Origin of the sequence: Bacteroides sp. HF-162 (genome assembly GCF_015679285.1) — a bacterium.
Classification (GTDB): Bacteria; Bacteroidota; Bacteroidia; order Bacteroidales; family Bacteroidaceae; genus Bacteroides; species Bacteroides uniformis.
In genome coordinates, this window is record NZ_CP064937.1 from 582,356 (window position 1) to 595,029 (window position 12,674).

General features: G+C 49.5%; 11 protein-coding genes and 1 tRNA gene. 10 read left to right on the forward strand and 2 right to left on the reverse strand.

All coding sequences use genetic code 11. The features are described 5' to 3' along the window. Window positions 1-65 precede the first annotated feature (65 nt). From ITJ87_RS02310 to ITJ87_RS02340, 7 genes are all read left to right on the forward strand, one after another. The gene (locus tag ITJ87_RS02310) at window positions 66-1,382 is read left to right on the forward strand and encodes an FtsW/RodA/SpoVE family cell cycle protein (protein ID WP_117600203.1); all 1,317 of its coding nucleotides are present in this window, start codon (window positions 66-68) and stop codon (window positions 1,380-1,382) included. Window positions 1,383-1,482: 100 nt separating this feature from the next. Further along, complete coding sequence (murG, locus tag ITJ87_RS02315; protein ID WP_117964770.1) at window positions 1,483-2,679, forward strand: undecaprenyldiphospho-muramoylpentapeptide beta-N-acetylglucosaminyltransferase; 1,197 nt, start codon at window positions 1,483-1,485, stop codon at window positions 2,677-2,679. A gap of 26 nt (window positions 2,680-2,705) precedes the next feature. Then, window positions 2,706-4,091, forward strand: coding sequence for a UDP-N-acetylmuramate--L-alanine ligase (gene murC, locus ITJ87_RS02320; protein ID WP_117600284.1), 1,386 nt, complete (start codon window positions 2,706-2,708; stop codon window positions 4,089-4,091). Further along, window positions 4,084-4,821 (forward strand): cell division protein FtsQ/DivIB, encoded by a 738-nt coding sequence (locus tag ITJ87_RS02325; RefSeq protein WP_117600202.1) that lies wholly within the window; start codon window positions 4,084-4,086, stop codon window positions 4,819-4,821. The genes murC and ITJ87_RS02325 overlap by 8 nt, the downstream gene beginning before the upstream one ends. Window positions 4,822-4,897: 76 nt before the next feature. Next, a complete protein-coding gene (ftsA, locus tag ITJ87_RS02330; RefSeq protein ID WP_117600201.1) occupies window positions 4,898-6,331 on the forward strand; it encodes a cell division protein FtsA in 1,434 nt (477 codons plus the stop codon). Between the two features lie 33 nt (window positions 6,332-6,364). Next, window positions 6,365-7,678, forward strand: a complete 1,314-nt coding sequence (gene ftsZ, locus ITJ87_RS02335; RefSeq protein WP_117600200.1) for a cell division protein FtsZ — start codon at window positions 6,365-6,367, stop codon at window positions 7,676-7,678. A gap of 69 nt (window positions 7,679-7,747) precedes the next feature. Beyond that, window positions 7,748-8,197, forward strand: coding sequence for a GatB/YqeY domain-containing protein (locus ITJ87_RS02340; protein ID WP_005830410.1), 450 nt, complete (start codon window positions 7,748-7,750; stop codon window positions 8,195-8,197). Window positions 8,198-8,347: 150 nt separating this feature from the next. Here the strand turns inward: ITJ87_RS02340 and recO are convergent, their stop codons facing one another. Beyond that, window positions 8,348-9,076: a DNA repair protein RecO gene (recO, locus tag ITJ87_RS02345; RefSeq protein WP_117964700.1), complete on the reverse strand. Its 729-nt coding sequence runs from the start codon at window positions 9,074-9,076 to the stop codon at window positions 8,348-8,350. Window positions 9,077-9,364: 288 nt separating this feature from the next. On the opposite strand from recO, the gene ITJ87_RS02350 reads away from it, so the two are divergent. The 3 genes from ITJ87_RS02350 to gyrB all read left to right on the forward strand — a co-directional run bounded on the left by ITJ87_RS02350 (window position 9,365) and on the right by gyrB (window position 11,900). Continuing rightward, window positions 9,365-9,436 (forward strand) — tRNA-Glu (locus ITJ87_RS02350). 41 nt (window positions 9,437-9,477) lie between these two features. Next, window positions 9,478-9,732, forward strand: coding sequence for a 30S ribosomal protein S20 (rpsT, locus tag ITJ87_RS02355; protein WP_005830420.1), 255 nt, complete (start codon window positions 9,478-9,480; stop codon window positions 9,730-9,732). 206 nt (window positions 9,733-9,938) lie between these two features. Continuing rightward, window positions 9,939-11,900, forward strand: a complete 1,962-nt coding sequence (gene gyrB, locus ITJ87_RS02360; RefSeq protein ID WP_008662686.1) for a DNA topoisomerase (ATP-hydrolyzing) subunit B — start codon at window positions 9,939-9,941, stop codon at window positions 11,898-11,900. A gap of 129 nt (window positions 11,901-12,029) precedes the next feature. Here gyrB and ITJ87_RS02365 read toward each other — a convergent pair whose 3' ends face one another. Next, the gene (locus ITJ87_RS02365; RefSeq protein WP_008662683.1) at window positions 12,030-12,611 is read right to left on the reverse strand and encodes a DUF3109 family protein; all 582 of its coding nucleotides are present in this window, start codon (window positions 12,609-12,611) and stop codon (window positions 12,030-12,032) included. Between the last annotated feature and the right edge of the window lie 63 nt (window positions 12,612-12,674).

Sequence of the window (12,674 nt, forward strand, 5' to 3'; positions counted from 1 at the left end):
GACAAGTGCCGCATGAGACTGTCAACTTGTAATTCTTTAATTATTAATTTTTAATTTGCGAAGCATTGGATTTATTAAAGAGCATATTCAAAGGCGACAAAGTGATTTGGATTATTTTCCTTTTCCTTTGCCTCATCTCCATCACAGAGGTATTCAGTGCTGCCAGTACGCTGACCTACAAGAGTGGCGACCACTGGGGACCGATTACGCAGCACAGCATTCTCCTGATGGTAGGTGCCGTCATTGTAGTACTGGTACACAACATCCCCTATAAATGGTTCCAGGTGTTCCCGGTATTCTTGCTTCCGATATCCATCGGACTGCTGGCTTTTGTGATGCTGATGGGATTCATTACCGGTGACCGCGTAAACGGCGCAGCCCGCTGGATGACCTTCATGGGCATTCAGTTCCAGCCGTCGGAAATAGCGAAGATGGCCGTCGTCATCGTTACAGCCTTTATCCTCTCGAAAGGGCAGGACGAAGACGGTGCAAGTCCGAAAGCCTTTAAGCGCATCATGATTATTACCTGCATAGTCTGTGGCCTTATCCTGCCGGAAAACTACTCAACGGGAATGTTGCTCTTCGGAACGGTCTACCTAATGATGTTCATCGGGCGGGTATCTGCCAGGAACCTACTGATACTGGGAGGAGGGATTGTGGCATTCGTTACAGTCTTTGTTGCCTTCCTGCTGGCCACGCCAGACAAGACATTGGAAAATATACCGATGGGACACCGTTTTACCACTGTAAAATCCCGTATTGCAGACTTTACCAACAAGGAAGAAGTTCCTGCTGCCAAATTCGACATCGACGGCGACGGGCAAGTGGCACATGCCCGTATTGCCGTAGCTACGAGTAACGTTGTAGGCAAGGGCCCGGGAAACTCCGTACAACGTGACTTTCTGAGCCAGGCATTCTCCGATTTTATCTATGCCATCATCATTGAGGAACTGGGACTGGTAGGCGGGATAGTCGTTGTGTTCCTTTATGTCTGCCTATTGGTGCGAGTGGGCCGTATCGCCAAAAAATGCGACCGCACCTTCCCCGCTTTCCTCATTACCGGAATAGCCTTGCTACTCGTCACGCAGGCGTTGTTCAACATGATGGTTGCCGTAGGTCTGGCACCCGTCACGGGACAACCGCTTCCGCTCATCAGCAAGGGTGGTACATCCACTTTCATCAACTGTGCCTACATCGGCATGATACTGAGCGTCAGCCGCTATACAGCCAAACTGGAGGAACAACGGATGCATGATGCACAAGTGACTATGCTGGTGGATACCGGAAATGCAGAAAACCTGAAACAACCGATCGACAGCGAGGCACAAACAGCCGCCGAACCGACAGCAAAGGTACTGAACAGTGATGCGGAGTTTGAATAACAGCCTCTCCCCCCACCCCCTCCCCTATAGGGAGGGGAGAAAAGAGTGATTGAGTAATGGCGAGTATGCCAATAATACAAAAATAAAGAAGAACAAGAATATGAGTAAAGAGGCAAACAACTATACAAGTCAAAGTAACTCTACCCCTCTCTCTACGGGGAAGGGAGTGAGGCTTATCATCAGTGGCGGTGGTACCGGAGGACATATCTTTCCGGCTATCTCCATTGCCAACGCCATAAAAGAGTTGTGTCCCGACGCAGAGATTCTCTTCGTAGGTGCCGAAGGAAGAATGGAGATGCAGCGTGTTCCCGATGCTGGTTACCGGATTATAGGTTTACCCGTTGCCGGATTTGACCGTAAACATCTGTGGAAGAACGTCTCCGTATTGCTGAAACTGATACGGAGCCAGTGGAAAGCACGGAGCATCATCAAGGAGTTCCGCCCGCAAGTAGCTGTCGGTGTAGGTGGCTATGCCAGTGGTCCTACGCTGAAAATGGCGGGAATGATGGGTATTCCCACACTGATACAAGAACAGAATTCCTACGCCGGTGTCACTAACAAGCTGCTGGCACAGAAGGCATGCAAGATTTGTGTGGCTTACGAAGGTATGGAAAAATTCTTCCCGGCAGAAAAGATAATCATGACCGGTAATCCGGTGCGCCAGAATCTGCTCCACCACTCCATCTGCCGCGAAGATGCCGTGAAATACTTCGGACTGAACCCGGAGAAGAAAACAATACTGATATTGGGCGGCAGTCTCGGAGCCCGCACCATCAATCAGACATTGAGTGCCGGACTGGATGTCATTCGCGCCAATCCCGAAGTGCAATTCATCTGGCAAACGGGGAAGATATACATTGACCAAGTCAGAGAAGCTATTACAAATACAACGGGAGAAGCCGTACGCAACCCGCGCATTAGTGCCATCCCCAATCTGTACGTGACGGACTTCATTAAGGATATGGCAAATGCATACGCGGCTGCCGACCTGGTGATTTCACGTGCAGGAGCCGGTTCCATCTCCGAGTTCTGCCTGCTGCACAAGCCAGTCATCCTGGTTCCCTCACCCAATGTGGCAGAGGACCACCAAACCAAGAATGCGCTGGCGCTGGTGGATAAGGGTGCAGCTATCTATGTGAAGGATGTGGAAGCGAAAGAGAAGCTGCTACCGGTGGCGTTGGAGACAATCGCCAACTCCGAGAAGCTGCAAGACTTAAGCAAGAATATCTTCAAGCTGGCGTTACCGGACTCGGCAACAATTATTGCGAAGGAGGTATTGAAGTTAATTAAGAAATAAATTAGGAGAGCATCTTAATGAAAGATATGAATATAGAAACAATTAAATCCGTTTACTTCATTGGTGCCGGCGGTATCGGCATGAGTGCGCTGATACGTTATTTCCTCTCTAAAGGAAAGAAAGTAGCGGGCTACGACCGTACGTCGAGCGAACTGACAGAACGCCTGATTACGGAAGGAGTACAGATACACTACGAAGAGAATATCAACCTTATTCCGGAGATGTGCAAAGACAAGGCAAGCACGCTCGTGGTCTATACCCCCGCCGTGCCGCAAGAGCATGCAGAACTGACCTATTTCCGTGAAAACGGTTTCGACATATATAAGCGCTCCCAAGTATTGGGCATCATCACCCGCAGCAGCAAAGGTTTGTGCGTGGCAGGTACGCATGGCAAGACTACCACCAGCACCATGGCTGCCCACCTGCTGCACCAGTCACACGTGGGCTGCACCGCCTTCCTCGGAGGTATTTCGAAGAACTACGGTACGAATCTGCTGCTTTCCGCCACCAGCCCTTATACCGTTATCGAAGCAGATGAGTTCGACCGTTCCTTCCACTGGCTGTCACCCTGGATGAGTGTCATTACTGCCACCGACCCCGACCACCTGGATATATACGGCACCAAAGAAGCCTATCTCGAAAGCTTCCGCCACTACACCGCGCTTATACGACCGGGCGGCGCCCTGATTCTGCACAAAGGACTGGAGATGCAGCCCGACGTACAGCCAGGGGTAGCCACCTATACCTACTCGCGCCATGAAGGTGACTTCCATGCCGAGAACATCCGTATCGGAAACGGTGAAATTTTCATCGATTTCGTAGCACCGGACACCCGCATCAATGATATCCAGCTAGGTGTTCCCGTCAGCATCAACATCGAGAACGGCGTTGCCGCCATGGCACTCGCCCATCTCAGCGGTGCCACCGACGAGGAAATCAAGCAAGGCATGGCAAGCTTCCGCGGAGTGGACCGCCGTTTCGACTTCAAGCTGAAGAATGACCAAATTGTATTCCTCAGCGATTACGCCCACCATCCGGCGGAAATAGCCCAAAGTCTGAAGTCCGTCCGTGAACTGTACCAAGACAAGAAGATAACCGCCATCTTCCAGCCTCACTTGTACACCCGCACCCGCGACTTCTACCAGGATTTTGCAAACAGCCTTTCCCTATCCGACGAAGTGATTCTGACAGAGATATACCCTGCCCGCGAGCAACCAATTCCCGGCGTGACGAGTCAGCTGATTTATGACAACCTCCGCCCCGGCATCGAGAAATGTATTTGTAGGAAAGAAGACGTCCTCAGCCTCCTCGCCCAGAAGCATACCGAAGTAGTGGTAGTGCTGGGAGCCGGCGACCTGGACAACTATGCTCCCCAAATCACCCAACTATTATCAGAGAAGTATCATGGTTAAAAGGATTCTACTTTCTATCGTCCTGTTGCTTGTCATTGTCTATCTGGTGGTGGCTGTCACTGCCCTCAACCGCAAACCGGCCACCCAGGTGTGCCATGATGTAGAGCTGGTGATAAAAGACACGGTATATGCCGGCTTCATCACGAAGAAGGAAGTAGCTACCCTGCTGGAGAAGAAAGGCATCAGCCCCATTGGGAAAGACCTGAAACGCGTGCGCACCAAGACCTTGGAGCGCGAACTTGCCAAGCATCCCCTCATCGACCAGGTGGAATGCTACAAGACCCCGAGCAGCAAGCTCTGCATCGAAGTGACCCAGCGAATCCCCATCCTGCGCGTGATGAGCGCCAATGGCGAAAACTACTATCTGGACAACAAGGGTACTGTAATGCCCCCCGATGCAAAATGCGTTGCACACCTTGCCGTAGTGACCGGAAATGTAGAAAAGTCGTTTGCCATGAGGGATTTATATAAGTTTGGTGTATTTTTGCAGAAGAATTCTTTTTGGAATGCACAGATTGAACAGATTCATGTACTGCCTGGCAAAAATATAGAATTAGTGCCACGTGTCGGCGACCATCTCATCTATTTGGGTAAGATGGCCGGTTTTGAAAAGAAACTGAAACGTGTAAAAGCATTCTACGAAAGAGGTTTGAACCAGGTGGGCTGGAACAAATACTCCCGCATTAACGTTGAATTCGATAATCAGATTATCTGCACGAAGAGGGAGTAAAGAGATTTATCCCTTATCAAAGCGCAGTAAATTGTAAATTGTAAATTGTAAATTGTAAAATAGTAAATAAATAGATATGGCAACAACAGATTTCATCGCCGCTATCGAGTTGAGTTCTTCCAAGATTTCCGGTATCGCAGGGAAGAAGAACAGTGACGGAAGTATCCAGGTGTTGGCTTATGCATGCGAAGATGCATCCCCGTTTATACACAAAGGGGCCATCTACAACATTGACAAGACCGCACAAGCGCTGACTTCCATCATCAACAAGCTGGAAGGCCAGCTGAACAACTCCATCGCCAAAGTATATGTAGGCATCGGCGGACAATCATTGCGCACGGTGAGGAATGCGGTAAGCCGTACGCTGAAGGAAGAGAGCATCATTTCGCAAGAACTGGTAGACGAGATTTGCGACGAGAACCGTGATGTACCCCTAGTAGACATGAGTGTGCTGGATGTAGCCCCGCAAGAATACAAGATAGACAACACGTTGCACGTGGAGCCCGTAGGAGTTGCCGGAAAATACATCACCGGACAGTTCCTCAACATCGTGGCGCGCGCCTCGCTGAAAAAGAACCTCGAACACAGCTTCGAGCAAGCCAAAGTGGAAATTGCCGACGACCTGCTCGTAGCCCCCACTGCGTTGGCCAAAGCCGTGCTGACCGAAAACGAGATGCGTTCGGGCTGCGCACTGGTGGACTTCGGTGCCGATACCACCACCGTGCTGGTCTATAAGAACAATATCCTGCGCTACCTCAGCGTACTGCCGCTGGGTGGAAACAACATTACCCACGACATCACTTCCCTGCAAATGGAAGAGGAAGACGCCGAAAAGCTGAAACTGCAATACGGTGATGCCCTCTACGAGGAGGAGGAAGACGCCGAGACTCCTGCCGTATGTATGTCGGAAGACGGCCGTACCTTCGAATTGGCCCTGCTGAACAATATTATCGGAGCCCGTGCAGAAGAAATCCTTGCCAACGTATGGAACCAGTTACAGCTTTCCGGCTACGAGGACAAACTTTTCTCCGGTGTAGTATTTACCGGTGGAGGAGCCAATCTGAAGAATCTCGAGAAAGCCTTCCATAAAGTGAGCAAGATTGAAAAGGTAAAGACCGCTAAGTTCGTACAGACCACCGTCCACACACGCAGCGAAGAGCCCCAAAAGGACGGCATGCACAACACACTGCTGGGCCTGCTGGCTGCCGGCAACGAGAATTGCTGCCTGCAAGAGGTGAAACCGGTGCAGCAGCCTGCCTCCAATGTTCCTCCCAAACCGGTCGACATATTCGTTGACGACGAAGCGCTGAAAGAGCAGGAAGCTGCCGCACGCGCCGCCAAGGCACAGCGCGAGAGGGAAGAAAAAGAACGCAAGGAACGTGAGCGAAAAGAAAGGGAGCTGCGCGAAAAGGAAGAGAAAAAGAAGAAAAAGAAAGAAGGCCCCAGCTGGTTCGAAAAGACTTTCAACAAGATTTCCAACGAAATCTTCTCGGACGACGATATGAAGTAATAATGTGATAATGTGCCAGAAAATTAAGTTATTATGGAAGATATAGTACAATTCGATTTCCCGACCGATTCACCGAAAATCATTAAAGTAATCGGTGTAGGCGGAGGTGGCGGCAATGCCGTGAACCATATGTACCGGGAAGGTATACACGACGTGACGTTCGTACTGTGTAACACAGACAACCAAGCGTTGAAGGACTCTCCCGTGCCCGTGAAGTTACAGCTTGGAAAAGAAGGCCTGGGAGCCGGAAACCGCCCTGCCCGTGCCCGCAAGGCAGCAGAAGAGAGCATCGAAGACATCAAGAATATGCTGAACGACGGCACCAAGATGGTATTCATCACTGCCGGAATGGGCGGTGGTACCGGTACGGGTGCCGCACCCATCATTGCACAGACCGCCAAGGAAATGGATATCCTAACCATCGGCATCGTCACCATCCCTTTCCGCTGGGAGGGCGACAAGAAGATAGACCAGGCACTGGATGGCGTAGAGGAAATCAGCAAGCACGTAGATGCCCTGCTGGTCATCAACAATGAAAAGCTGAGCGAGATATACAGCGAGTTGTCCGTGGACGACGCGTTCGACAAGGCCGACGACACCCTTTCGGTAGCCGCCAAGAGTATTGCCGAAATCATCACCCTGCATGGAAAGGTGAACCTCGACTTCAACGACGTGAAAACAGTGCTGAAGGACGGCGGCGTAGCCATCATGAGTACCGGCTACGGCGAAGGTGACAACCGTGTCAGCGAAGCCATCAAGAATGCGCAGCACTCGCCGTTGCTGAACAACAACGACATTTTCAATTCCAAGAAGGTACTCCTCAACATCTCTTACAGCTCACAATACAAGCTGATGATGAGCGAAATGGACGAGGTAAAGGAATTCATGAACCGTTTCAGCCGCGACTTCGAGACCAAATTCGGTATGGCCATCGACGACAAACTGGAACAGAAAGTGAAAATCACCCTGCTTGCCACCGGTTTCGGTATCCAGGACATCCACATGAAGGAGATGGACGACCGCATCACCCAGCGCACCGCCGAAGAACAGCAACGCCTTGCCGAGCTGGAGGAGGAAGAGGAACAGAGACGCAACCGCCGCGAAGTGTACTACGGCAAGGATGCCAACGCCCGTTCCCAGCGCAGCCGCCGTCGCCATATCTATCTCTTCAATCCCGAAGACATGGACAACGCCGACATCATCAGCATGGTAGAGAATTCTCCGACCTATCTGCGTGACAAAAGCACGCTGAACAGCATCAAGATGAAGGCAGAGCAGGAAGGGCAGCTCGCCACCGAAGCCGCGCAAGAAGCAGAAGGCGGTGCAGGGGGAGTCATCACCTTCTGATTTTTCCGTTCCCGATATGTAAAACCATCCTCCTCCCCTTCGGGAGAACAGGAGTAAACCTATAACAATATGGATTTATTTGAAAAAGTCAGCGAAGACATTAAAACAGCCATGAAAGCCAAAGACAAAGTGGCTCTCGAAACATTGAGAAACGTAAAGAAAGTATTCCTTGAAGCCAAAACCGCTCCCGGAGCCAACGATACCCTGAGCGATGCAGATGCTTTGAAGATTATCCAAAAACTGACCAAACAAGGCAAAGACGCCGCTGAAATCTATGTACAGCAAGGTCGCCAGGACTTGGCAGACGATGAGCTGGCACAAGTAAAGGTGCTTGAAACCTATCTGCCCAAGCAAATGAGCGCCGAAGAACTGGAAGCAGCCTTGAAGGAAATCATAGCCGAGGTCGGTGCCACCAGCGGCAAGGACATGGGCAAAGTGATGGGTGTAGCCAGCAAGAAACTTGCCGGACTTGCCGAAGGCCGCGCCATCTCAGCCAAAGTAAAGGAACTGCTGGGATAAAGTATAGCGAAGGAGATAAGAAATATTCGGGTTCAATTGCATGAGATGGGCATCTCGTGCTGTATGAGATATACATCTCATGCAGCATAAGATGCCCATCTCGCGCAATCAGGAGCTATTGTTTCATCCGACAAGCAAGATTGGCGCTCCTCAATCAAACAATTCTTTCAAGACTTCAAGAGACTTCAGCACCGGGAAATCCGGCAGATGCAGACGATAATATTCATTCATAATGTTCAGGCAGTGGGTACGCTCCAACCGGTTCATGGTAAAAAGATGCATCGTTTCATAATTCATACGCATCAGCTGTGTCAGGCGGGCCGCCTCCTCGGGAGCGATGTAATTGGAATGAAGCTGCGGACGCAAGGGAGTGAAACAAGCATTCTGCAAATCGAAGTAATCTCCGGCATGATAATCCTCCAGGTTGGGATACAAACCGAGAAAACGGGAAAGGCGCATCAGGAAGACCAGATGAAAATTGGCAAACCCCTCCCTGCATTCATCCAGCCAGATGACGGAATGATACAGATAAGCAAACAGCGGACGGTTCTCCGCCTCCTCCCGGACGGCGCGATAAAGGAATTCCGAAAGAAACAAAGCGATGGCGGATTTGTAGGGATCGTAGGGAAGCGTGGCAAAAGGATAAAGAGACTTCGCCTCCTTCACCTTATATATAGTGGCATTAGGACGGAAATCGGCTTCAAGTTCCACCAATGCCAGCGGCTGGAAGAGTACCGGCTTCACCGCCGCCTTGCGCGAACGGGGTATGGACACCATGAAGGAAGCCCTGCCAGCCACCTCTGTATAGATGTCTGCAATGAGAGATGTATCCTTATATTTCAAGGTATGCAGTACAATTCCCTGTGTTTTCTGTAACATTCCCGATTTCTTTATCTGGTTTCAATCTGATAACAAAGCTACAAAAAAAGCCCGAAAGAAGAGAAACAAAAGGAGAAGAATAAAAAAACAAGGTAAGGAGTGTAAAAAAATAAAAGCATATATTACACTGATTTTCAATAGATAACACTCCATTCTAAGACAAAAGACAACAAAAAGCTATATTTTTTTCTTGCGAATGTTTTGGTAATTCAAAAATAGTTTCTACCTTTGCATCCGCAAACGAAAAATAAAGACTCTTTGCAAGAGCGGAAACGCTCACCAAAGGATGGCCCGTTCGTCTATCGGTTAGGACGCAAGATTTTCATTCTTGAAAGGGGGGTTCGATTCCCCCACGGGCTACAAAATAAAAAAATAAACGAATTAAAAAAAGATTAGTCGAGATGGCAAATCATAAATCATCACTGAAGAGAATCAGACAAGAAGAAACAAGAAGACTTCACAACAGATATTATGGCAAGACCATGAGAAACGCTGTTCGTAAGCTTCGTGCTACTACAGACAAAGCTGCAGCAACAGCAATGTATCCGGGTATCACAAAACTGTTGGATAAATTGGCTAAGACTAATGTAATCCACAAGAACAAGGCTAACAACTTGAAGTCAAAGTTGGCTATCTATATCAACAAGCTGGCTTAAGTTGACTGTTACACAAAAGATATTACAAGGCTGGACTTTTTTAGTCCGGCCTTTCTCATTTATACCTCTCTATTTACCTGCTTCCACACAAGTTTCTTTTCTGTGCTAAAAAGCTGTAAACTACCCGAATTTATCCGTTTGTTTAGCACCATATCCCGAGGATTTTCACTATATTTGCTCTGTTATTACAATAAGGAAAAAAGATTATGACTGAAGAACAGATTCACTCCAATAACGGGAGCTATTCTGCCGAAAACATCCAGGTACTGGAAGGTTTGGAAGCAGTGAGAAAGCGTCCCGCGATGTATATTGGCGACATTAGCAGCAAAGGACTTCACCACCTGGTGTACGAGGTTGTGGATAACTCCATCGACGAGGCACTTGCCGGCTATTGCGACCACATCGAAGTCACCATTAACGAGGACAACTCCATCACCGTACAAGACAACGGACGTGGTATCCCGGTAGACTATCACGAAAAGGAAAAGAAATCCGCGCTGGAAGTTGTAATGACCGTACTGCATGCCGGAGGAAAGTTCGACAAAGGTTCCTATAAGGTATCGGGAGGTCTGCATGGTGTAGGTGTATCTTGCGTAAATGCCTTGTCTACACACATGACTACCCAGGTTTTCCGTAACGGAAAAATCTATCAGCAGGAATATTCCTGCGGACATCCGCTCTACTCCGTCAAAGAAGTGGGCACAACAGACATTACCGGTACACGCCAACAGTTCTGGCCGGACGGTACCATCTTTACGGAGACAGTCTACAACTATGATATTCTTGCCACCCGCATGCGCGAGCTGGCGTATCTGAACGCAGGCATCAAGATTTCACTGACCGACCTTCGCGTAAAGGACGAAGAAGGAAATGCCAAGAAGGAAATCTTCTACTCGGAAGAAGGCCTGAAGGAATTTGTGCGCTACGTGGACTCCTCACGCGAGCACTTCATGAACGATGTAATCTACATCAATACCGAGAAGCAAGGCACACCGGTGGAAGTAGCCATCATGTACAACACTTCTTATAACGAAAATGTGCACTCTTACGTAAACAACATCAATACCATTGAAGGGGGTACCCACTTGGCAGGTTTCCGCCGTGCACTGACCCGTACGTTGAAAAAATACGCCGAAGACAACAAGATGCTGGAGAAAGCCAAGGTAGAGATTGCAGGAGACGACTTCCGTGAAGGACTGACTGCCGTTATCTCCATCAAGGTGGCAGAGCCTCAGTTCGAAGGACAGACCAAGACAAAGCTGGGTAACAACGAAGTGATGGGCGCCGTAGACCAGGCTGTGGGCGAGGCCCTCACCTACTACTTGGAGGAACACCCGAAGGAAGCCAAGCTGATTGTAGACAAGGTGATTCTTGCCGCCCAGGCACGTATCGCCGCACGTAAGGCGCGCGAATCCGTACAACGCAAATCGCCGATGTCCGGTGGTGGCATGCCCGGTAAGTTGGCCGACTGCTCCAGCAAGGACCCGGAAGAATGCGAATTGTTCCTCGTCGAGGGTGACTCGGCAGGCGGTTCAGCAAAGCAAGGCCGTAACCGTGCGTTCCAAGCTATCCTGCCGCTTCGCGGTAAGATTCTGAATGTGGAAAAGGCCATGTGGCACAAGGCATTCGAGAGCGACGAAGTAAACAATATCATCCAGGCGCTGGGCATCCGTTTCGGCGTGGACGGTGAAGACAGCAAAGAAGCGAACATTGACAAGTTGCGTTACAAGAAGATTATCATCATGACCGATGCCGACGTCGATGGTTCTCACATCGACACGCTGATTATGACGCTTTTCTTCCGTTACTTCCCACAAGTCATCCAGCAGGGTTGCTTGTACATCGCCACTCCTCCCCTTTACCTTTGCACCAAAGGCAAGGCGAAAGAGTATTGCTGGACAGACCAGCAGCGCCAGAAGTTCATCGACACTTACGGCGGCGGTTCGGAAAACGCAGTACACACCCAACGCTACAAAGGTTTGGGTGAAATGAACCCGGAACAGTTGTGGGAAACCACCATGAATCCGGAAAACCGCATGCTGAAGCAGGTGCATCTTGAAAATGCGGCCGAAGCCGACTATATCTTCTCCATGCTGATGGGCGAAGACGTGGGCCCGCGCCGCGATTTCATCGAAAAGAATGCAACGTATGCAAATATTGACGCTTAATTAATTTAATAACCAACCTCACATCTTACAACGAGGAAGCCCCGGACGGGCAGGATAATCCTGCTGACCGGGGCTTTTCCTTTATCCCTCTTCTCTTCCAAAGAAGAGACCCGTCTCCATACAGAAGAACTATAGGATTCCTTGTTTCTTCATCTCTTCCACTACCAATTCCAACTCTGCATACCAGTCCTCACCAAACTTACGGATAAGCGGCTCTTTCAGGAACTTGTACACGGGCAGATTTTCCTTTTGTCCCAACAACATAGCGGCTTTGCAGACATCCCAACGATGATAGTTCACTGCCTTATAGAGTCCGTAGTTCCCCACCCTTATCGGATAGAGATGACAGGATATGGGTTTGTAGAAGTTGGTCCTACCTTCACGATAAGCCTTTTCGATGGCGCAATAGCAACAGCCTTTATCATCATAGCAGGTAAAGACGCAATCCTTGTTGTTCACAATAGAAGTCACCAGGTCACCTTCACAATCGGTATAGACCACACCTTGCTCCTCTATCACGGTGCGGGCTTCGGGAGAAAGCTCATCCCAAATCAGCGGAAGCACCTCTTCCAGTTTCTCCACCTCGTCCAGCTCTACGGGAGCACCGGCATCGCCCTCAATGCAGCAAATCCCCTGGCAGGCACCCAAGTCACACAAGAACTTCTCGCGCAAGACATCGAAAGAAACCACAACATCACCAATCTGTATCATAATCATTCTATTAAAAAAAGACGCGGATTATCCGGATTGCACAGACTCAACTTTAAGAGCATC

Bases quoted from the DNA above. Each gene is read 5' to 3' on its own strand.
- murG (WP_117964770.1), top strand. From the start codon at position 1,483: ATGAGTAAAGAGGCAAACAACTATACAAGTCAAAGTAACTCTACCCCT.
- ftsZ (WP_117600200.1), top strand. From the start codon at position 6,365: ATGGAAGATATAGTACAATTCGATTTCCCGACCGATTCACCGAAAATC.
- ITJ87_RS02340 (WP_005830410.1), top strand. From the start codon at position 7,748: ATGGATTTATTTGAAAAAGTCAGCGAAGACATTAAAACAGCCATGAAA.
- rpsT (WP_005830420.1), top strand. From the start codon at position 9,478: ATGGCAAATCATAAATCATCACTGAAGAGAATCAGACAAGAAGAAACA.
- recO (WP_117964700.1), bottom strand. From the start codon at position 9,076: ATGTTACAGAAAACACAGGGAATTGTACTGCATACCTTGAAATATAAG.
- gyrB (WP_008662686.1), top strand. From the start codon at position 9,939: ATGACTGAAGAACAGATTCACTCCAATAACGGGAGCTATTCTGCCGAA.
- murC (WP_117600284.1), top strand. From the start codon at position 2,706: ATGAATATAGAAACAATTAAATCCGTTTACTTCATTGGTGCCGGCGGT.
- ftsA (WP_117600201.1), top strand. From the start codon at position 4,898: ATGGCAACAACAGATTTCATCGCCGCTATCGAGTTGAGTTCTTCCAAG.
- ITJ87_RS02365 (WP_008662683.1), bottom strand. From the start codon at position 12,611: ATGATACAGATTGGTGATGTTGTGGTTTCTTTCGATGTCTTGCGCGAG.
- ITJ87_RS02325 (WP_117600202.1), top strand. From the start codon at position 4,084: ATGGTTAAAAGGATTCTACTTTCTATCGTCCTGTTGCTTGTCATTGTC.